At 64.5% G+C, this 17,737-nt stretch carries 19 protein-coding genes; 12 read left to right on the forward strand and 7 right to left on the reverse strand.

Annotated elements, in window-relative coordinates:
- The first annotated feature begins 405 nt into the window (after nt 1–405).
- The 3 genes from HF885_RS04035 (at nt 406) to HF885_RS04045 (ending at nt 3,627) form a co-directional block, all read left to right on the forward strand.
- Nucleotides 406–978 carry a hypothetical protein gene (locus HF885_RS04035; RefSeq protein ID WP_170103674.1) on the forward strand — a complete coding sequence of 191 codons (573 nt, stop codon included), beginning with the start codon at nt 406–408 and terminating at the stop codon, nt 976–978.
- 107 nt (nt 979–1,085) lie between these two features.
- Nucleotides 1,086–2,888, forward strand: coding sequence for an ABC transporter ATP-binding protein (locus HF885_RS04040; protein ID WP_170103675.1), 1,803 nt, complete (start codon nt 1,086–1,088; stop codon nt 2,886–2,888).
- Complete coding sequence (locus HF885_RS04045; protein ID WP_170103676.1) at nt 2,881–3,627, forward strand: energy-coupling factor transporter transmembrane component T family protein; 747 nt, start codon at nt 2,881–2,883, stop codon at nt 3,625–3,627. The genes HF885_RS04040 and HF885_RS04045 overlap by 8 nt, the downstream gene beginning before the upstream one ends.
- A gap of 196 nt (nt 3,628–3,823) precedes the next feature.
- Here the strand turns inward: HF885_RS04045 and HF885_RS04050 are convergent, their stop codons facing one another.
- From HF885_RS04050 to HF885_RS04080, 7 genes are all read right to left on the reverse strand, one after another.
- On the reverse strand, nt 3,824–4,204 hold the full coding sequence (locus HF885_RS04050; RefSeq protein WP_170103677.1) for a winged helix-turn-helix transcriptional regulator: 381 nt from the start codon (nt 4,202–4,204) through the stop codon (nt 3,824–3,826).
- Between the two features lie 11 nt (nt 4,205–4,215).
- Entirely contained in the window at nt 4,216–4,773 is a 558-nt protein-coding gene (locus HF885_RS04055) for an NADPH-dependent FMN reductase (RefSeq protein ID WP_170103678.1), read from the reverse strand.
- 73 nt (nt 4,774–4,846) lie between these two features.
- Nucleotides 4,847–5,641, reverse strand: a complete 795-nt coding sequence (locus HF885_RS04060) for a dioxygenase (RefSeq protein WP_235927305.1) — start codon at nt 5,639–5,641, stop codon at nt 4,847–4,849.
- Between the two features lie 228 nt (nt 5,642–5,869).
- Nucleotides 5,870–6,700 carry a MetQ/NlpA family ABC transporter substrate-binding protein gene (locus HF885_RS04065; protein WP_170103679.1) on the reverse strand — a complete coding sequence of 277 codons (831 nt, stop codon included), beginning with the start codon at nt 6,698–6,700 and terminating at the stop codon, nt 5,870–5,872.
- 32 nt (nt 6,701–6,732) lie between these two features.
- On the reverse strand, nt 6,733–7,404 hold the full coding sequence (locus tag HF885_RS04070) for a methionine ABC transporter permease (RefSeq protein WP_170103680.1): 672 nt from the start codon (nt 7,402–7,404) through the stop codon (nt 6,733–6,735).
- Nucleotides 7,397–8,143 (reverse strand): methionine ABC transporter ATP-binding protein, encoded by a 747-nt coding sequence (locus HF885_RS04075; protein ID WP_170103681.1) that lies wholly within the window; start codon nt 8,141–8,143, stop codon nt 7,397–7,399. The genes HF885_RS04070 and HF885_RS04075 overlap by 8 nt, the downstream gene beginning before the upstream one ends.
- A 275-nt stretch (nt 8,144–8,418) precedes the next feature.
- The gene (locus tag HF885_RS04080) at nt 8,419–9,186 is read right to left on the reverse strand and encodes a DeoR/GlpR family DNA-binding transcription regulator (RefSeq protein ID WP_170103682.1); all 768 of its coding nucleotides are present in this window, start codon (nt 9,184–9,186) and stop codon (nt 8,419–8,421) included.
- Between the two features lie 355 nt (nt 9,187–9,541).
- On the opposite strand from HF885_RS04080, the gene HF885_RS04085 reads away from it, so the two are divergent.
- The 9 genes from HF885_RS04085 (at nt 9,542) to HF885_RS04125 (ending at nt 17,736) form a co-directional block, all read left to right on the forward strand.
- A complete protein-coding gene (locus tag HF885_RS04085) occupies nt 9,542–10,006 on the forward strand; it encodes a PTS sugar transporter subunit IIA (RefSeq protein WP_170103683.1) in 465 nt (154 codons plus the stop codon).
- A 42-nt stretch (nt 10,007–10,048) separates the two neighbouring features.
- A complete protein-coding gene (locus HF885_RS04090; RefSeq protein WP_170103684.1) occupies nt 10,049–11,665 on the forward strand; it encodes a PTS ascorbate transporter subunit IIC in 1,617 nt (538 codons plus the stop codon).
- 118 nt (nt 11,666–11,783) lie between these two features.
- Nucleotides 11,784–12,095, forward strand: coding sequence for a PTS sugar transporter subunit IIB (locus tag HF885_RS04095; RefSeq protein ID WP_170103685.1), 312 nt, complete (start codon nt 11,784–11,786; stop codon nt 12,093–12,095).
- A 48-nt stretch (nt 12,096–12,143) separates the two neighbouring features.
- The gene (locus HF885_RS04100) at nt 12,144–13,202 is read left to right on the forward strand and encodes a hypothetical protein (RefSeq protein WP_170103686.1); all 1,059 of its coding nucleotides are present in this window, start codon (nt 12,144–12,146) and stop codon (nt 13,200–13,202) included.
- A 55-nt stretch (nt 13,203–13,257) separates the two neighbouring features.
- The gene (gene ulaG, locus HF885_RS04105; RefSeq protein WP_170103687.1) at nt 13,258–14,376 is read left to right on the forward strand and encodes an L-ascorbate 6-phosphate lactonase; all 1,119 of its coding nucleotides are present in this window, start codon (nt 13,258–13,260) and stop codon (nt 14,374–14,376) included.
- A gap of 12 nt (nt 14,377–14,388) precedes the next feature.
- A complete protein-coding gene (locus HF885_RS04110; RefSeq protein ID WP_206109786.1) occupies nt 14,389–15,099 on the forward strand; it encodes an L-ribulose-5-phosphate 4-epimerase in 711 nt (236 codons plus the stop codon).
- 86 nt (nt 15,100–15,185) lie between these two features.
- Nucleotides 15,186–16,046 (forward strand): L-ribulose-5-phosphate 3-epimerase, encoded by an 861-nt coding sequence (locus tag HF885_RS04115; protein WP_170103688.1) that lies wholly within the window; start codon nt 15,186–15,188, stop codon nt 16,044–16,046.
- Between the two features lie 115 nt (nt 16,047–16,161).
- The gene (locus HF885_RS04120; RefSeq protein WP_170103689.1) at nt 16,162–16,845 is read left to right on the forward strand and encodes a transaldolase family protein; all 684 of its coding nucleotides are present in this window, start codon (nt 16,162–16,164) and stop codon (nt 16,843–16,845) included.
- A gap of 69 nt (nt 16,846–16,914) precedes the next feature.
- Nucleotides 16,915–17,736, forward strand: coding sequence for a transketolase (locus tag HF885_RS04125; protein WP_170103690.1), 822 nt, complete (start codon nt 16,915–16,917; stop codon nt 17,734–17,736).
- Nucleotide 17,737 lies beyond the last annotated feature (1 nt).

Below are 17,737 nucleotides of genomic sequence, written 5' to 3' on the forward strand. Positions count from 1 at the left end.
TACATCTTTACCCTTGCGCCCGCGCGCGTGCTTGGCCTATAGTGCAACGCAATGGACGCGAAGCCGCGCATGCGGAACGAGACTTCGAGGGGAGGGTCACCATGGGCAACGCTAATGCGGTCATGAACAACTGGTGGTGGCACAACTCTCTTTCGAACGGTCGATCGTGAGTCTCACGCGCCATACACCTGCGCAGACTGAAGGGCTCCGGTTTCGACCGGAGCCCTTTTTTCTTTTGCGGGCGAGTACGAGCCAGTACGTTCCAGGAGGAAAGAATGAAGTTCCCAAATCCCTTCACGCTTCGATGGCAGAGCTAGCAAGAGCGCATCACGAACATAAATTACGAAATTTCATGACATAGACAGACACAGCGCCTTTCCACAAGGCGACGCAAAGGAGAAGATCATGGCTACCGCATCCAACGCCCAGCAGGCCCGCACCGTCAACGTCGTCGACCACGGCAAGCTCGACGTCCGAGCGCTCGTTCTTCTCGCCGTCCTCTTGGCGGCGGGATTCATCCTCAACTTCACCGTGGGCAAGGCGATCTCGAGCCTGTCCGGTGGCGTCATCAGCCCCGAGTTCATCATCTCGGCGTTTTGCCTCACGATCCTGGTCGTCCGCCCGAACGTTCCCCAGGCCCTCGTGATCGGCCTCATCTCCGCCGCCGTCATCCAGATCACCACCACCTCGCCGTTCATCGACTTCGCAGCGGAGGGCATCGCCGCGATGCTCATGGCCGTCATCGTGAACGCCGGCATGCGTGGCGGCGCGAAGAAGTTCGTTCCCGCCATCGGCACCTTCGTCACCACGGTCGTGAGCGGCTGCATCTTCATGGTCATCAAGATGGCGATGCTTGGCGTCGTGGCCCAGCTCGCCGCGGCGATGCTCCCCGTCGTCTTCGCGACCGGCGTCTTCAACGCGATTCTGGTGCAGGCACTCTACATCCCCGTCTGCAAGGCCCTCAAGATCAGCGAGTAGACTCCTGCAGTAGGACATGCGTGCCGTGGCGGCCGTCCGAGGGGGCGGCCGCCACGGGTGCGAGGCACGATCGCGCCGGTGGGCGCACATGAGAGGTATCCGATTACATGCAAGAGAGCAAGTCCATCATCGAGATGTCCCACGTCACGTTTCGCTACGGCGAGGCCGCGGCGCAGGGGAAGGAAGTCCCCGCCGCCCTGCGCGACGTGTCGCTTCGCATAGGCGAGGGCGAGTTCGTGGGGGTCATCGGCCCCTCCGGCGCGGGCAAGTCAACGCTGGCCTCCGTGCTGTCCGGGGCGATACCGCACCACTACCGCGGCGAGCTGTTTGGCTCCACTCTGGTGGACGGGCGCGACACCTGCGACGTCACGCTGACGGACATCTCGCAGGTCGTCGGCAGCGTCCTGCAGGACATCGACACGCAGATGGTCGCGTCCGTGGTCGAGGACGAGCTGCTCTTCGGGCTCGAGAACTTCGGCGTCCCGCACGACCAGATCGAGGACCGCATCGCGCGGACGCTCGACACGGTGGGGGTCGCGGGCCTGCGGGACCGCGAGACAGCGACGCTCTCCGGCGGCCAGAAGCAGAAGGTGGCCATCGCAGCCATCCTTGCCATGCGCCCGCGCGTCCTCGTACTCGACGAGCCGACGGCGGCGCTCGACCCGGCGTCCTCCGCCCTCGTGTTCGACACGCTGCGCAAGGTGCGCGAGGAGGGTGTCACCGTCGTGGTGATAGAGCAGAAGGTGGCGCTGCTTTCCGAGTACTGCGACCGCATCCTGGTGATGGACGGGGGAGCGCTCGTGCTGGACGGGACGCCGCGCGAGGTGTTCGCGCACGCGGACGAGCTTCGGCGCATCGGCGTCGACAGCCCGCGCGTCGCGCGCGTGTACAACTCGCTCGCGCGCGACGGCCTCGTGCGCGGCGCGACGCCGTGCCTCACGGTGCCGGAGGCGGCAGAGCTCATCGGCGGCCTGGTGGGGTCCGCGGTCCGCGGCCCCGCACACACCGCGGACGACGCGCGCGCGGCGGCGATTCGCGCGGGGTCCAAGCACGTCGCCGTGCCGCGTCCCCACGCCGTGGACGCCACCCCCGTCGTGAGCCTGGAGGACGTCAGCTTCGCCTATCCGGGCGGCACGGCGTCCGTCGACCACCTGGACATGCGGGTCTATCCCGGCGAGGTCGTGGGCATCGTCGGCCAGAACGGCGCCGGAAAGACCACGCTGACCAAGCTCCTGAACGGCCTCTTGCGTCCGGCGTCCGGCACGGTGCGCATGGCGGGGCTCGACACGCGCGAGGTCCCCACCAGCGCGATCGCGGCCCACTGCTCCACGCTGTTCCAGAACCCGGACCACCAGCTGTGCAAGGACACCGTGCTGGACGAGGTCGCGTTCGGCCTCACGCTGCAGGGCGTGGGCGAGAAGGACGCGCGCGAGCGGGCCGCGGCCGTCATCGCGCGCTTCGGCCTCCCCTCGGACGAGGCGCCGTTCTCGCTTTCGCGAGGCCAGCGCCAGATGGTCGCGCTCGCGTCCGTCGTGGTCATGGAGCCGGAGGTCGTGCTTCTGGACGAGCCCACGAGCGGCTTGGACTATCGAGAGTGCATGACCGTGATGGACACGGTGAGCGACATGGCCGAGCGCGGCTGCGCCGTGATCATGGTGTGTCACGACATGGAGGTCGTGAGCGACTTCGCGGAGCGCATCGTGGTCATGGCGGACGGGCGCATCCTGGGCCGGGGCGGCACGCAGCAGATGTTTGGCGACGCGGACCTCATGCGCAGGGCATGCGTGAGGGCGCCCCAGGTGACGGAGCTTTCGCAGGTGCTCGCGCGCACCACGTCGCCTGAGTTTGCGGGAATCAGCCAGGTGTCCGGCATCGTGGATCTGACGGAGGAGATGGTGCGCCGTGGTTAACGTGATCGACTACGTCCCGGGAGACACCGTGCTGCACAGGCTGAACCCGGTCACGAAGCTGGGCGTCGCCGCGGCGATCATCATCGCCACGTTCACGGCGGACACCTACCCCATGCTTCTTGCCCTTCTCGCCTTGACCTTCGTGCTGGGGCTGTACGCACGTGCCACGTCGAAGCTCGTGAGCCTGCTGAAGCTGCTGGTGCCCATTGCCGTGGTCATGCTGGTGCTGCAGACGGCGTTCATGCGCCAGGGGACACCCGTGGTTCTGTGGATGACGAGCGAGGGCCTGGTCACGGGCAGCAAGGCGAGCCTCAGGCTTCTGGGAGTGGCGCTGCCGCTGGTGCTGATGCTGAGCGTCACCAAGCTTAACGACCTTGCGAACGCGTGCGTGGAGGTGCTGCACGTGCCGTACCGCTATGCGTTCACGTTTACGACGGCGCTGCGCTTCGTGCCCGTCTTCGGCCAGCAGATGAATGCGATCATGGAGGCTCAGTGCGCGCGCGGCGTGGAGTACGACACGAAGAACCCCATCCGCAAGCTCACTCTGATGCTGCCGCTGTGCGTGCCGCTGCTGGTGAGCTCCGTGGGCAAGACCGACGCGACCGCCCTCGCGGCGGAGCAGCGCGGGTTCTACCTGCGCACGCGCGACAGCAGCTACAAGCGCCACCCCATGCGCGCCCTTGACGTGGTCGTGCTCGCGTGCGGCGTCGTCTTGGTGGCGCTGGGCATCGCGCTGTAGCTCCGGCGCGCCCCTGTCGCAGGCGCTGCGCCCGCTATGCCCGCTATGCCCGCTATGCCCGCTATGCCCGCGCGTGCGAGCCGCGCTCCCTCCGGGCGCGCGGGCGCGGCGTCTATCACACTCTTGCCCTCGGGCACCTTGGGACTCTGCACGCACCTACCTCCGATCGACGCGCGATGGCACTCGGCACGCCATGTTAGCGCACGTCGCCCCCGTCGTGCTCGCGGAGGAACTCGATGTAGTCGTTTCCCCAGGCCTCGATGGCGTCCAGCACGCCCCTGAACTTCAGGCCGATGTCCGTCAGCTCGTACTCGACGCGCAGCGGCCCGTCCGTGTGCACGGTGCGACGCACCAGCCCCTCGTGCTCCAGGTTCTTAAGCTGCTTCGACAGCGTGCCCTGCGCCACGTCCATGCGGCGGAGCAGCTCGTTGAAGCGCACCGGTCCATCCGCCAGGTGATGCAGTATGAGGATTGCCCACTTGCCCTGCAGTATCGACTGCGACGTGACGAAGGGGCAGACCCCAAAGAGGTCCGCTCCCCCGTCATGGGCGACCCTGTGTGCCGCCTGTGTGTCCATGTGTCCTCCCGCTACGCGATGAACTCCAGGAACGCGTCCGCCTGTGCGGAGAGCGCGGCCTCGTCCTCGGCGGAAAGCGCCAGCTTGCCAGAGGCCCAGGACTCGCCGGAGAGCGCGACGCCCGTCTCGCCCTCGCGCATTACCTGCACGCCCACGAACTCCAGCAGCGAGTCGAGCGCGGCGCGCATCTCGGCGGTCGCGGTGCGTCCGCCGGCACCGCTGACCGTGGCCCTCATGCCGTTGGTGGCGGCGGAGTCGCGGCCCTTGCCGGGAAGCGGGCGGCTGAGCCAGTCGACCAGGTTCTTGACGTGGCCGGGGAACGACGCGTTGTACTGCGGCGACACAAACCACACGCCGTCGGCCTCGCGCACGGCCTCGCGCACGGCCGCCACGGCGGCGGGCTCGGGGTTCTCAAGGTCCTGGTTCATGAGGGGCAGCTGCGAGTAGTCGAGCACGCTCACGTTGGCGCGCCCGTCCAGAAGCTGCCTCACGTGGTCGGCAAGCTGCAGGTTGTAGCCGTCCTTGCGAAGGGTTCCCACCACGATCAGCACGTTCTTGTTGTCAGACATGTTCTTCTCCTTACGTTGCTCTTGCACTTCTCTGCGTTGCTCTTGCGCGTCTGCGCCGTCCTTGCGTCGTCTCTTACTTACCCAGCCCGAACGCGTAGCTCGTCATCGAGATGGAGCCAAGGTTGCGGACCTTGTTGAAGACCTCGGCCTGCTCGCCCTCGGCCGCGCCCAGCACCGTGAGCAGCGGGAGGTAGTGGTCCGGCGTCGGCACCGCATAGTCCGCGTGGGGCAGGTGCTGGTAGTCGATCGCGGCGTCGTCATCGCGCGCGGCGACCGCGGCGAGCACGGCTTCGTCGAACGCGACGTTCTGCGGCGTGCCGTCGGGGTTGTCCCAGTCGGCCATGCGCAGGTTGTGCACCACGTTGCCGCTGCCCAGCACCACGAAGCCCTCGTCGCGCAGGGGAGAAAGGCGCCTTCCCAGCTCGTAGGCGTAGCGGGCGTCGGCAAGGCCGTTCACGCTCAGCTCCACGACGGGCACGTCCGCGTTCGGCAGCATGTGGTGGAGCGGCGTCCACACGCCGTGGTCGATCCCCCAGGTGTCGTCCACCTCTACGTCCGCGCCCAGAAGCTCCTGCACGCGCCGCGTGAGCCCCGCGTTGCCCGCGGGCCGGTACTTGATGGCGTACAGCTCCGGCGGGAAGCCGTACATGTCGTTTACCTGGCGCGGCGTGGGGTCGCTCTGGACCAGGGTCCCGCGGGTGTACCAGTGCCCGGACACGGCGAGGATCGCCTTCGGCCTGTTCCTCAGCAGGCGCGCGCCCACGTTGCGCAGGCCGCGCGCGACGTCGTCGTCGCGCAGTGCCATCATGGGGTCGCCGTGGCCCACGAAGATGGCCGGCTGCCTGGACTGCATGTTCTTCTCGCCCATGGACATGCTCCTTCCTTGCAGTACCAAATCGGTACCATGTCTTTGACTAGTACTATAAGAAGAGAAATGTCACTGCGCAAGTAGGATTTTTTTCGATACCAGGTCGCCCGTTTCGTACCGCGCGGGCGCATGCGAGAAGGCCCGCCCCCGCGGGTGCGGGAGCGGGCCAGGTGCCTGCGGATGCGAGGTGCGGGCGGCGTGGGGTGCGGGCGGCGTTCGGGTGCGGAACTAGAACGCGGGGAGCACGTCCTTGTCGTAGGTCTTTGCGAGGTACTTCTTGAAGTCGTCGCTGGTCAGGACCTTTACCAGGGCCTTGATGCGCGCGTCGTCCTTCTTGTCGGGCGTCGTGACGATGTAGTTGGCGTACTGCTTGACGGCCTTGCCGTTCTTGTCCTCTACCGCGAGGGCGTCCTTCACGTGCATGCCGGCCTCGATGGCGTAGTTGCCGTTGATGACCGCGAAGTCCACGTCCTGAAGCTGGCGCGCGACGGCGGCCGCCTCGACCTCGACGAACTTGAGGTTGTGCGGGTTCTTGGCGATGTCGACGGGCGTGGCCTGCAGGTTGTCGGGGTCCTTCAGGGTGATGAGCTTCTCCTGCTGCAGCAGAAGCAGCGCGCGGCCCTCGTTGGTGGGGTCGTTGGGGACGGCGATCTGCGCGCCGTCCTGGATGCCCTTCAGGTCCTTGGACTTGCCGGCGTAGATGCCGAACGGCTCGTAGTGGATGGCGGCGACGCCCACGAGGTCCGTGCCGTTCTCCTTGTTGTAGTTGTTGAGGTAGTTGATGTGCTGAAAGTAGTTTGCGTCCACCTCGCCGGAGGAGGTCACCTGGTTGGGGATGATGTAGTCCGTGTACTCCTTCGTCTTGAGCGTGATGCCCTGCTTCTTGAGCCTGGGCGCGGCGAAGTTGTCCAGGATCTCTGCGTGGGGAGAGGGCGACGCGGCGACTGTGAGCTTCTTGCTCTTGGCTGCGGACGATGCGGAGCCGTTGCCGCATGCGGCGAGTCCGCCTGCGGCGATGGCGGCGAATCCCGCGCGGATGAAGTACCTTCTGCTGAGCATGTTCTTCTCCTTTGCGTTGCGTCTGTCTTGCGCTAGCGGTGGTCGATCTTCTTTGCGATGAGGTCGCACGTGCTCTGGATGAGCTGCACGAGGATGACGATGAGGACGAGGGTCGCGATCATGACGGTGTCCTGGTAGCGGTAGTAGCCGTAGCGGATGGCGATGTCGCCCAGGCCGCCCGCGCCGACGGCGCCGGCGATGGCGGTGTAGCCGAGGACCGCGATGAGCGTGATGGACACGCCGCGCACCATGGAGGGCAGGGCCTCGGGGAGAAGCGCGGACACGACGATGCGCGGGATGGACGCGCCGCAGGCCTCGGCGGCTTCGATGGCGTCGCGCGGGACCTCCGCGAGCGACTGCTCGACCATGCGCGCCACGAACGGCGTGGTGGAGAGCACGAGGGGCGGGATGACGCCGCGGACTCCGGTCGTGGTTCCCACGAGCGCGCGCGTGACCGGGAACATCGTGACGAGCAGGATGATGAACGGGATGGAGCGGCCGATGTTGACGACCCATCCTAGGACGGCGTTCAGCGTGCGCATGGGGCGCAGTCCGCGCGGCGCCGTGACGCAGAGCACGACGCCCAGAAGGATGCCGAGCACGTAGGCGACGGCGGTCGAAGCGAACAGCATCACGAGCGTATCGGCCAGGCCCTGTCCAAGCAGGGCCCCGAACTGGTTCATCAAAAGAGAAAGGCTACTCATCCCAGCTCTCCCTTCCCAACAGCTGGCGCGTTACCTCGTGCTTGGGATCGGCGAACACCTCTGACACGGTGCCCTTCTCGACCACCTTGCCCTCGACGAGGACGGCCACGTTCTTGCAGATGTCTTGCACCACCTGCATGGAGTGGGTAATCACGATGATGGTGACGCCGGTCTCCTCGTTGATGCGGCGCAGCAGCCTGAGGACGGACGCCGTGCTGGCGGGGTCGAGCGCCGAGGTCGCCTCGTCGCACAGTATGTACTTGGGGTGGCAGGCAAGCGCGCGGGCGATGGCGACGCGCTGCTTCTGGCCGCCGGAGAGCTGCGCGGGATAGGAGGACGCGCGGTCCGCGAGGCCGACGCGCTCGAGGAAGCCAAGGGCCTCCTTCCTGTCCGCGTCCGTCACCTTTCCGTTGCTGGCGAGGTAGGGGAAGCAGACGTTCTGCAGCGCGGTCTTCTGAGCCAGGAGGCCAAACCCCTGGAAGATCATGGCGACGTTGCGGCGATACTCGCGTAGCGAGGCGCCCTTGAGGTTCGTGACGTCCGTCCCGTCCACGACGATGCTGCCGGACGTGGGGCGCTCCAGCAGGTTGAGGCAGCGCACGAGCGTGGACTTGCCCGCGCCCGAGATGCCGATGATGCCAAAGACGTCGCCGTCGGGGATGGTGAGGGTGACGTTGTCGAGCGCGTGGACCCCCGTGCTGCCCCCGAAGCGCTTTGATAGGTGCTCTACTGAAATCAAGTCGATGCTCCGATCGAACCAAGCTGTCTTGCGTGCATGTCTTATGCGACGAGCAAATAGTCGCCGCTTGGTTCGCCAATAGGGAGAACCAGCAAGAACATGCAGTCTGTATAGGGTAGCGTCCGAGGCCGCTGATAACAAATTGAAAATTGTGGCAAGTCGTTATCGAAATACGACATAACACCGCTCGCGCATGGGCTTCCGCCGCGTGCGCGCATGACGAGAACGCGGGGGCAAGGACCAGCGGGCGAGAAGGGCCACCCGGGCGAGAAGGGCTACTTCTCGGCTGGGTACACAACCTTGCGCATGCCCGCCCTCTTCAGGCGCACGATCTCCTCCTCGTCGGAGTTCTCGTCCGTCACGAGGATGTCCACCTGTGCGGCGCTGCCGTAGCGGAAGCTCGAGTTCGTTCCGATTTTCGTGCAATCCGCAACTAATATATGTGCGTCCGAATGCTCCAGCATGAGCGAGTTGATGCTCGTCTCGTGCGAGACGAGCGTGGTGATTCCACGGTCCGCGGAAAAGCCGGAGCAGCCGAGGATGGCCTTCGCGGCGTTGATGTGCTTGACGGTGGAGAGGGCGAACTCTCCCGACATGGACCACTTGGGCTGGCGGATCTCGCCGCCGGTGAGGATGACCGAGACGCCCGGGGGAGGGGTGAGCTGCAGAGCCTTGCCGTTGTTCGTGACGATGGTCACGTTCTGACTCGTGATGTGCTCGATCACGGAGAGCGCGGTGGAGCTCGTGTTGATGAAGATGGTGTCGCCGTCCTCCACGAAGCGCGCCGCCTCCTCGGCGATGCTACGCTTCGCGAGGATTGCCGAGGAGTTGATGGGGCTGCCGAGGGGGTCTATCAGCTCCACGGAACCGTGCAGCCTGCGGACCATGCCCTTCTCGACCAAGAAGTCGAGGTCGCGCCGTATGGTGAGCGTCGAAACCCCGAACTCCTTCGCAAGCTCCGTCACCTTTGTGTTGCCCCGAGCGCTCAGCGTCTCGACGATTTCGGCTCGCCGGCTCTCGACAAGGCTCCTCGATGTGCCCATATAAGGCCCCTTCTACCGTTCATCCGAGAAATACTACCGTTCACGGACGATAAAAAACAAATAAAACTGTGTTCGTACGTTCATGTGCACATTCTACGGTCGCCGAATCCAAGGCTCAAGAGAAAAAAAGAACGTTCAAACAAATATACAGAACGTTCAATACAATCACTAATAACGTTAAATACGAAATGGTTAACCGTTCATAACAAAATGAAACCGGCGTAGTATTCACCTCGAAATCGGAGGTGGGAACACCTCCAAAGGGTGGCTCGCAGAGGAGAGGCGAGCGGCCCGGAAGGCCGGTCGCAACATTGTGCCGGCATTTCAGCGAGCAGAAGCGGAGGAGGTGAAACACATGCTACTTCGTCAGTTGTTTGAGCTCAAGCACTACAACTTCGTGGACGAGCCGATGAGCTGGCAGGATGCCCTTCGCGAGTGCATCGATCCCCTGCTGGCAGATGGTAGCGTCGAGCCCGAGTACGCCGACTGCCTGATCGAGAACGTCGAGAAGCACGGACCCTACATCGTCCTGCTTCCGGGCGTCGCGATGCCGCACGCGGTCGAGGGCGCCGTCGGAACCAACCGTGAGGCCATCAGCTTCATGCACGTGAAGGAGCCGGTCCACTTTGGCGCCGAGGACGATCCCGACACCACCGCGACGATCTTCTTCACGCTCAGTGATGTCGACGCGGACTCCCATCTGCAGAACATGCAGCACCTTGCTGCCGTCCTGTCCAACCCCGAGGTTGTCGAGCGCCTGAAGAGCGCCGAGAAGCCCGAGGATCTTCTCGAGATCGACGCGATTGTCGGCGACGAGTAAGCACAACCCCCGCGTGGGAGTTCATTATCAGAAGGAGTGTACATGGACATTTTGCTGGCAGCAGTGAATTGGTTCTCCAAGACCATCCTGTCCCAGCCTGCGTGGATCATCGGCATCATCGTCGTGATTGGCTACGCACTGCTTGGCAAGAAATGGTACGAGGTCCTCGCTGGCTTCATCAAGGCTTCCGTCGGATACATGATTCTGTCCGTTGGTTCCAGCGGCCTTATTAACGTGTTCCGCCCGGTCATCGTTGGCCTCAAGGGTCGCTTCAACCTCTCTGCAATGGTCATCGACCCCTACTTCGGCAACAACGCCGTCGACGCGGGCGTCAAGGCGGCTCAGGCGGGCGACTTCTCGCTGGCGAACGTCTCGTTCCTCAAGGGCGCGAACATCTCGCAGTACATGCTGCTTCTGCTCTTCGCCTACATCCTGAACATCGTTCTGGTCGCCGCCAAGAAGCACACCAAACTTCGCTCCATCTTCACCACCGGCAACGTCCAGGTTCAGCAGGCCGCGACCGCACTGTGGCTCATCATGTTCTGCTTCCCGGGCCTCGTTGGCGTTCCCGCCCTCATCTTCATGACGATCATCCTTGGCCTGTACTGGGCCGTCGGCTCCAACCTCACCATCGGGCCGACCCAGGAGCTCACCGATGGCGCCGGATTCGCAATCGGCCACCAGCAGATGTTCGGTATCTTCCTCGCCTCCAAGGCCGCTGGCTGGATGAACCGCCGCGATGAGGTCCGTCGCGCCAAGAAGCCCGGCAAGACCTCCGTCTTCGACAAGAAGCTCGAGGACATCGAGCTTCCCGGCTGGCTCTCCATGTTCAACGAGAACATGGTCTCCACGGCGATCCTGATGACCCTCTTCTTCGGCATCATCTTCATCGTCATCGGCCCGGACTACCTCATCAAGCTGACCAAGGAGGGCACCCTCACCGGTAGCGCCGCGCTTGTCGAGGGCCAGAGCTTCGTCTTCTACATCCTCTACAACTGCTTCCAGTTCGCCGTCTACCTGACCATCCTCCAGCTTGGTGTCCGCACCTTCGTCGCCGAGCTCACCGTCTCCTTCACCGGCATCTCCAGCAAGCTCCTCAAGGGCTCCGTGCCTGGCGTCGACTGCGCCGTCACCTTCGGCTTCGGCTCCAGCAACGCCGTCACCCTCGGCTTCATGGCCGGTGCCGTCGGTCAGTTCATCGCGATCGGCATCCTCCTCGTGACCAAGAGCCCCGTCCTCGTCGTCGCCGGCTTCATCCCCCTGTTCTTCGACAACGCCGTCCTCGGTGTGTACGCGAACAACAAGGGTGGCCTCAAGGCCTGCCTGATCATCCCGTTCATCTGCGGTCTCTGCCAGGTCTTCGGCTCCGCGCTCATCGCCTCCTGGGTCCAGATGTACGCGTTCGGCGGCTACCTCGGCATGTTCGACTGGGCAACCGTCTGGCCTATCTTCACGGTCATCATGAAGTACCTCGGCTGGATTGGCGCCGCCATCGTCATCGCCTTCCTCATCATCATCCCGCAGCTCCAGTACAAGGCTGCCCCGAAGGACGAGAACGGCAACTCCGCCTACTTCCTCGAGGTCGAGGACTACGAGAAGTACGCCGAGTACCGTGACGCCGCCGAGAAGAAGGCAGTCGCGGAGGCAGAGGCCAAGTAGGCCACCCCTCCGGTCCGTATGGTTCCAAGCGGCCGGCAACACGACCTGAGGTTGTCGGCCGCACTCCCACTCTCAAGTCAAGACGCGGCATTCGTCCGCAAAGCGAAAGGTCGTAAAAATGGCAGCAAAGATTCTGTGCGCGTGCGCTAACGGCTCCGGTACCTCCCTGATGATGCAGCTCACCGTCGAGCGCGTCGCCAAGAAGCTCAACATGGACGTCTCCCAGGTTCACCACTGCGCGCTTGCGGAGGGAACCTCCACGGCAACCAACTATGACATCGCCTGCTTCCCGCGCAACTTCGAGAACATGTTCAAGTCCGCCGCCGATACCGGCAAGGTCGTCTGCATCCCCCTGAAGAACGTCCTCTCCGACAAGGAGATCGAGGAGAAGTTCGTCGAGGCCGGTCTGGACAAGAAGTTCGCAAAGTAGGTCGTCCGCAATCATCGCGTTCGCATCGAGGCTTGAGGAGGCCTATTAATGAGGTACGAGAAGAAGGTGCTCGCTACCGACATGGTCAAGTGCTATGCCATCGGCATGGTCGAGGCGGCGGGCGAGAAGAGCTTTGTCGTCGCGACCGAGAAGGACGGTCCCATCCGCCGCTTCGCGCTCGACGGCACCCAGAGGGAGAACGTCTGCGACGGCCCTGGCGGCGTCATGACGGTCATGCAGACCCCTGGCCGCACCGACCAGCTCATGAGCACGTACAAGTTCTTCTCGCCGAACTTTGGTGGCGACGACGCGAAGATCGTGACGTACACGCGTCAGGGCGACGGCTCCTGGAAGCGCCAGGTCCTGTGTGACCTTCCCTACGTGCACCGCTTCGGCGTGCTCGAGGGTGCCGACGGACAGAAGTGGCTCATTGCCTGCACGATCAAGTCCGCCTGTCGCGAGTTCAAGAACGACTGGAAGACCCCGGGCGCCGTATACGCGGCGAAGCTTCCCGGCAACCTCGAGGACTTTGACGAGGACCACCAGCTCGAGCTGACGTGCATCGCGAACTGCCAGCTCCAGAACCACGGCTTCTACACCGCCCCCGACCGCAGCTACGCGCTCGTGGGAACGGCCGCCGGCGCCTTCCGCTACGTGCCGCCCGCGTCCGACGGCGACGAGTGGCAGATCGACTGCCTCGTCGTCCAGCCCACGAGTGACATGTGCATGGTCGACCTGGACGGCGACGGCAAGGAGGAGATGGTCACCATCTCCACGTTCCACGGCGACACCCTGTCCGTCTGGCACGAGGGCGCGGAGCCCGACACCTACGAGAAGGTCTGGGAGGACCCGCAGAAGCGCGCCTTCCTGCACGCGATCTGGTCTGGCAAGCTCGCCGGCGAGTCCTGCGCGCTTCTGGGCAATCGCAAGGACGGCCGGGACCTGCTGAGGCTGTATTACGAGAACGGCGAGTACCGCGTCGAGATCATCGACCACGACTGCGGCCCCGCGAACGTGTGGGCCTTCGAGGACGGTGGCGTCGACCACATCATCTCGGCCAACCGCGAGACGAACGAGGTTGCGCTCTACGCGGTCCACGCCGAGTAGGAAAGCGGCTTTTCTCGCCCAGGCGTCTAAACGAACGTATTTAGAGGAGATTTCAATGTCTGCTATCGACGAAGTCACCCGCGAGGGTTGGATCATGAACACGTTCCCCGAGTGGGGCACGTGGCTGAACGAGGACATCGAGAACGCTGTCGTTCCCGAGGGCAACGTCAAGATGTGGTGGCTCGGCTGCACCGGAATGTGGGTGAAGACCCCCGGTGACGCCAACATCACCATCGACCTATGGACCGGCAACGGCAAGCGCACCCACGGCAACGGCCTCATGAAGGTCGGCCACCAGATGGCCAACATGGCCGGCGTCCGCGCCATGCAGCCCAACCTGCGCAACATCCCCTATGTCTTCGACCCCTTCGCGTTCAAGCACGTCGACGCCGTGCTGGCCACCCACTACCACCAGGACCACATGTCCAAGGAGTGGGCCGCCCACGTCGTGAAGTCCGGCATGACCACCACCGACGAGAACGGCAACGAGATTCCCGTACCGTTCATCGGTCCGGAGAAGTCCGCCGAGTTCTGGCGCAAGTGGGGCGTGCCCGAGGACCGCATCAGGGTCGTCAAGCCCGGAGACAAGATCAAGATCAAGGACATGACCATCGTCGCCATGGACTCCTTCGACCGCACCTGCATCACCACGACCGACTCCACGGGCCCCGACCGCGAGGACCTCTGGGGCAAGTGCCCGATGGACATGGACGAGAAGGCCGTGAACTACCTGCTCGTCACCCCGGGTGGCAACATCTACCACTCCGGTGACTCCCACTACTCCATCTACTTCGCGAAGCACGGCAAGGACATCATGAAGGAGTACGGCGGCGTCGACGTCTGCTTTGGCTCCTTCGGGTGCAACCCGGTCGGCATCCAGGACAAGATGGAGGCCACCGACATCCTGCGCATGGCCGAGGCCCTGCAGGCGAAGGTCGTCATCCCCATCCACTGGGACGTCTGGACCAACTTCATGGCCGACCAGCGCGAGATCGAGGTCCTCTACCAGATGCGCAAGGACCGTCTGGGCTATACCTTCCACCCGTACTACTGGCAGCCCGGCGGCGACTACACGTACCCCCTCGACAAGGACAAGAAGGAGTACATGTACGATCGCGGCTTCCACGACTGCTTCGACCACGAGCCGAACGTCCCGTTCCGCTCTGTCCTCTAAGGGGTCCTGCAGATGATGCTCAAGGAACTGCGCGAGAAGGTCTACGAGGCCAACATGGACCTTCCCAAGCACGGGCTCGTCGTCTTCACGTGGGGCAACGCCTCTGAGATCGACCGCGAGAAGGGCCTGTTCGTGATCAAGCCCTCCGGCGTGGCCTACGAAGACCTCTCGCCCGAGTACATGGTCGTGTGCGACATGGACGGAAACGTGGTCGAGGGTGACCTCAACCCGTCCTCCGACACCGCGACCCACGCGTGCCTGTACCGTTCCTGGGAGAACGTCGGCGGCATCGTGCACACGCACTCCACCGTCGCCACTGCCTGGGCGCAGGCCGGCCGCTCCATCCCGTGCTACGGCACGACCCAGGCCGACTACTTCTATGGTGAGGTTCCCTGCATGAGGGGCCTCACCAAGGAGGAGATCGAGGAGGCCTACGAGCTGAACACGGGCAACGTGATCGTCGAGGGCTTCAAGGGCAAGGACCCCATGGCCCAGCCGGGCTGCCTGGTGCGCAACCACGGCCCCTTCACGTGGGGCAAGGACGCGGCGGCGGCCGTGTACCACGCCGTCGTAGTCGAGGAGGTCGCGAAGATGTCCCGCGACGCGGAGCTGCTCTGCGTCGCCGCCGGTCGCGCGATATCCGAGGCCGAGGCTCCGCAGTACCTGCTTGACAAGCACTACATGCGCAAGCATGGCCCCAACGCCTACTACGGACAGAAGTAGCGCATAGGACTGATAAGGCGCAGTACGAGAGGAGGGGCGCTCTCATGGCACGACCATGGGGGCGCCCTTGTAGAAAGGGACCATACATGAGCAGGCAATACAGGCTCGGCCTATACGAGAAGGCGACTCCTGCGGAGCTCTCGTGGGAGGAGCGTCTCCAGGTTGCGGCCGAGTGCGGGTTCGACTACATGGAGATCTCCGTCGACGAGTCCGACGCACGCCAGGCCAGGCTCGATTGGACGCCCGCGGAGCGTGCGGCCGTAGTCAAGGCAATGCGCGACACCGGGATCCCCCTGGGCTCCATGTGCCTTTCCGGGCACCGCAAGTGGCCGTTCGGCGCCAAGGACCCCAAGAAGAGGGCTTATAGCCTCGAGATGATGGACAAGGCGCTTGAGCTCGCCTGCGACCTTGGGCTCCACGTGATCCAGCTCGCCGGATACGATGCGTACTACGACGAGGACAAGTGGGACGGCTCGCGTGAGTGCTTCTCCGAGAACCTCGCGAAGGCGACCGAGATGGCCGCCGCCGCTGGCGTCGTCCTCGGCTTCGAGACCATGGAGACGCCGTTCATGGACACGGTTCGCAAGGCCATGGCCTATGTAGACGAGGTGAACAGCCCCTACCTGGGCGTCTATCCCGACGTGGGCAACCTCACGAACGCGTCCCTCCTCTACGGCAACACCGTCGCCGACGACATCGCTTGCGGCCGCGGCCACATCTTCGCCGCGCACATGAAGGCGACGAAGGCCGGCCAGTACCGTGACATGCTCTTCGGCGAGGGCACGACCGACTACGAGGGCGCGCTGAGCCAGCTGGTTCCCCAGGGAGTGCGTCGTTACGTGTGCGAGATGTGGTATCTCGGTTCCCCCGAGTGGAAGCAGGACGTCGCACACGCCTCAAGCTTTGTAAGGGAGAAGATCGACTCCGCCATGGAGGGACTCTCCTAAGCATTGGGCAGGCCCCGGCAGCCCCCCTCTGCCGAGGCCTTGCTTTAGACAACCACGCCGGCCGTCAGGTGGTCTGCGCCGCCGACGCTGGCTCTACTAGAGAAGGAAAAGGAACATGAAGTTCTTTATCGACACCGCGGACCTGGACGACATCCGCGAGGCGGCGAGCTGGGGAATCCTCTCCGGCGTCACCACCAACCCGAGCCTGTACGCCAAGACCGGCGGAAAGCTGGCGGACTTCGAGGACCACATGGTCAAGATCTGCCACATCTGCGAGGGCCTTCCCGTCTCCGCGGAGTCCACGGCCGAGACCACCGAGGGCATGATCGCCGAGGCCGAGCACCTCGCCTCCCTCGCGCCCAACATCGTCGTCAAGCTCTCCGTGACCGAGCAGTCCCTGCCCGCGATCCACCACCTCGCGCAGGAGGGCATCCGCGTCAACATGACGCTCGTGTTCTCCGCGACCCAGGCGCTCCTGGGCGCCCGCGCCGGCGCGCGCTACATCAGCCCGTTCGTCGGCCGCTTCGATGACATCGGCGACGAGGGCCTCGACCACCTCGCCGAGATGGTGACCGCCGTCCACAACTTCAGGTACGGCTACTGGGACGAGGAGGGCGGCCCCGAGATCATCACCGCCTCCGTGCGCACCCCGCACCACGTGACCCAGGCGGCGCTCCTCGGCGCGGACATCGCGACCGTGCCGTTCGGCGCCCTGAAGAAGTGCGTGCACCACCCGCTCACCGACCGCGGCCTCGAGCTCTTCGCCGCCGACTGGGCGAAGGTCACCGCCGAGAACTAGGGTAGACTTAAGCGGCAGGACGCAAGAGGTGCGTCTTGCCGCTTTTGACGAAGAGGGAGGTACCACCACATGACCAACGAAGAATTGGCCAAGATCGCCCGGGAGGTCCGCAAGGGCATACTCGTGGGCACGCACGCGGCGAAGTCCGGCCACCCCGGCGGGTCGCTGTCGGCCGCCGAGATCTTCACCTACCTCTACTTCGAGGAGATGAGCGTCGACCCGAGAAACCCGCGCGACCCCGGCCGCGACCGGTTCGTGCTCTCGAAGGGCCACTGCGCGCCCGGGCTGTACGCCACCCTCGCCCAGAGGGGCTTCTTCCCCGTCGAGGACCTCGAGACGCTGCGCCACATAGGGTCGCGCCTGCAGGGCCACCCGAACATGAACGACACGCCCGGCGTCGACATGTCCACCGGCTCGCTCGGCCAGGGCATCTCCGCGGCCGTGGGCATGGCCATCGCCGCGAAGCACTGGGGAGACCCCTACCGCGTCTACGCGCTCTGCGGCGACGGCGAGATCGAGGAGGGCGAGGTCTGGGAGGCCGCCATGCTGGCCGGCAACCACGCCCTCGACAACCTCTGCGTGATCGTGGACAACAACAACCTGCAGATCGACGGCACGCTCGACGAGGTCAACTCCGCCCAGCCCATCGCGGACAAGTTCCGCGCGTTCAGGTTCAACGTGGTCGAGGTCGCCGACGGCAACGACTTCGGCCAGCTGCGCGGGGCGTTCGCGGCCGCGAGGGCCTGCGAGGGCGCCCCGACCTGCATCGTCGCCCACACCGTGAAGGGCAAGGGCGTCTCGTTCATGGAGAACCAGGTCGGGTGGCACGGCAAGGCCCCGAACGACGAGCAGTTCGCGCAGGCCATGGCAGAGCTCGAGAGGGAGGCGTAGG

The organism is Parafannyhessea umbonata, assembly GCF_012844235.1.
Taxonomy (GTDB): domain Bacteria; phylum Actinomycetota; class Coriobacteriia; order Coriobacteriales; family Atopobiaceae; genus Parafannyhessea.

Excerpts from the sequence above, each read along its gene's own strand:
- HF885_RS04035 (WP_170103674.1), top strand. The coding sequence starts at position 406 with ATGGCTACCGCATCCAACGCCCAGCAGGCCCGCACCGTCAACGTCGTC.
- HF885_RS04040 (WP_170103675.1), top strand. The coding sequence starts at position 1,086 with ATGCAAGAGAGCAAGTCCATCATCGAGATGTCCCACGTCACGTTTCGC.
- HF885_RS04050 (WP_170103677.1), bottom strand. The coding sequence starts at position 4,204 with ATGGACACACAGGCGGCACACAGGGTCGCCCATGACGGGGGAGCGGAC.
- HF885_RS04055 (WP_170103678.1), bottom strand. The coding sequence starts at position 4,773 with ATGTCTGACAACAAGAACGTGCTGATCGTGGTGGGAACCCTTCGCAAG.
- HF885_RS04060 (WP_235927305.1), bottom strand. The coding sequence starts at position 5,641 with ATGGGCGAGAAGAACATGCAGTCCAGGCAGCCGGCCATCTTCGTGGGC.
- HF885_RS04065 (WP_170103679.1), bottom strand. The coding sequence starts at position 6,700 with ATGCTCAGCAGAAGGTACTTCATCCGCGCGGGATTCGCCGCCATCGCC.
- HF885_RS04070 (WP_170103680.1), bottom strand. The coding sequence starts at position 7,404 with ATGAGTAGCCTTTCTCTTTTGATGAACCAGTTCGGGGCCCTGCTTGGA.
- HF885_RS04080 (WP_170103682.1), bottom strand. The coding sequence starts at position 9,186 with ATGGGCACATCGAGGAGCCTTGTCGAGAGCCGGCGAGCCGAAATCGTC.
- HF885_RS04085 (WP_170103683.1), top strand. The coding sequence starts at position 9,542 with ATGCTACTTCGTCAGTTGTTTGAGCTCAAGCACTACAACTTCGTGGAC.
- HF885_RS04090 (WP_170103684.1), top strand. The coding sequence starts at position 10,049 with ATGGACATTTTGCTGGCAGCAGTGAATTGGTTCTCCAAGACCATCCTG.
- HF885_RS04095 (WP_170103685.1), top strand. The coding sequence starts at position 11,784 with ATGGCAGCAAAGATTCTGTGCGCGTGCGCTAACGGCTCCGGTACCTCC.
- HF885_RS04100 (WP_170103686.1), top strand. The coding sequence starts at position 12,144 with ATGAGGTACGAGAAGAAGGTGCTCGCTACCGACATGGTCAAGTGCTAT.
- ulaG (WP_170103687.1), top strand. The coding sequence starts at position 13,258 with ATGTCTGCTATCGACGAAGTCACCCGCGAGGGTTGGATCATGAACACG.
- HF885_RS04110 (WP_206109786.1), top strand. The coding sequence starts at position 14,389 with ATGATGCTCAAGGAACTGCGCGAGAAGGTCTACGAGGCCAACATGGAC.
- HF885_RS04115 (WP_170103688.1), top strand. The coding sequence starts at position 15,186 with ATGAGCAGGCAATACAGGCTCGGCCTATACGAGAAGGCGACTCCTGCG.
- HF885_RS04120 (WP_170103689.1), top strand. The coding sequence starts at position 16,162 with ATGAAGTTCTTTATCGACACCGCGGACCTGGACGACATCCGCGAGGCG.
- HF885_RS04125 (WP_170103690.1), top strand. The coding sequence starts at position 16,915 with ATGACCAACGAAGAATTGGCCAAGATCGCCCGGGAGGTCCGCAAGGGC.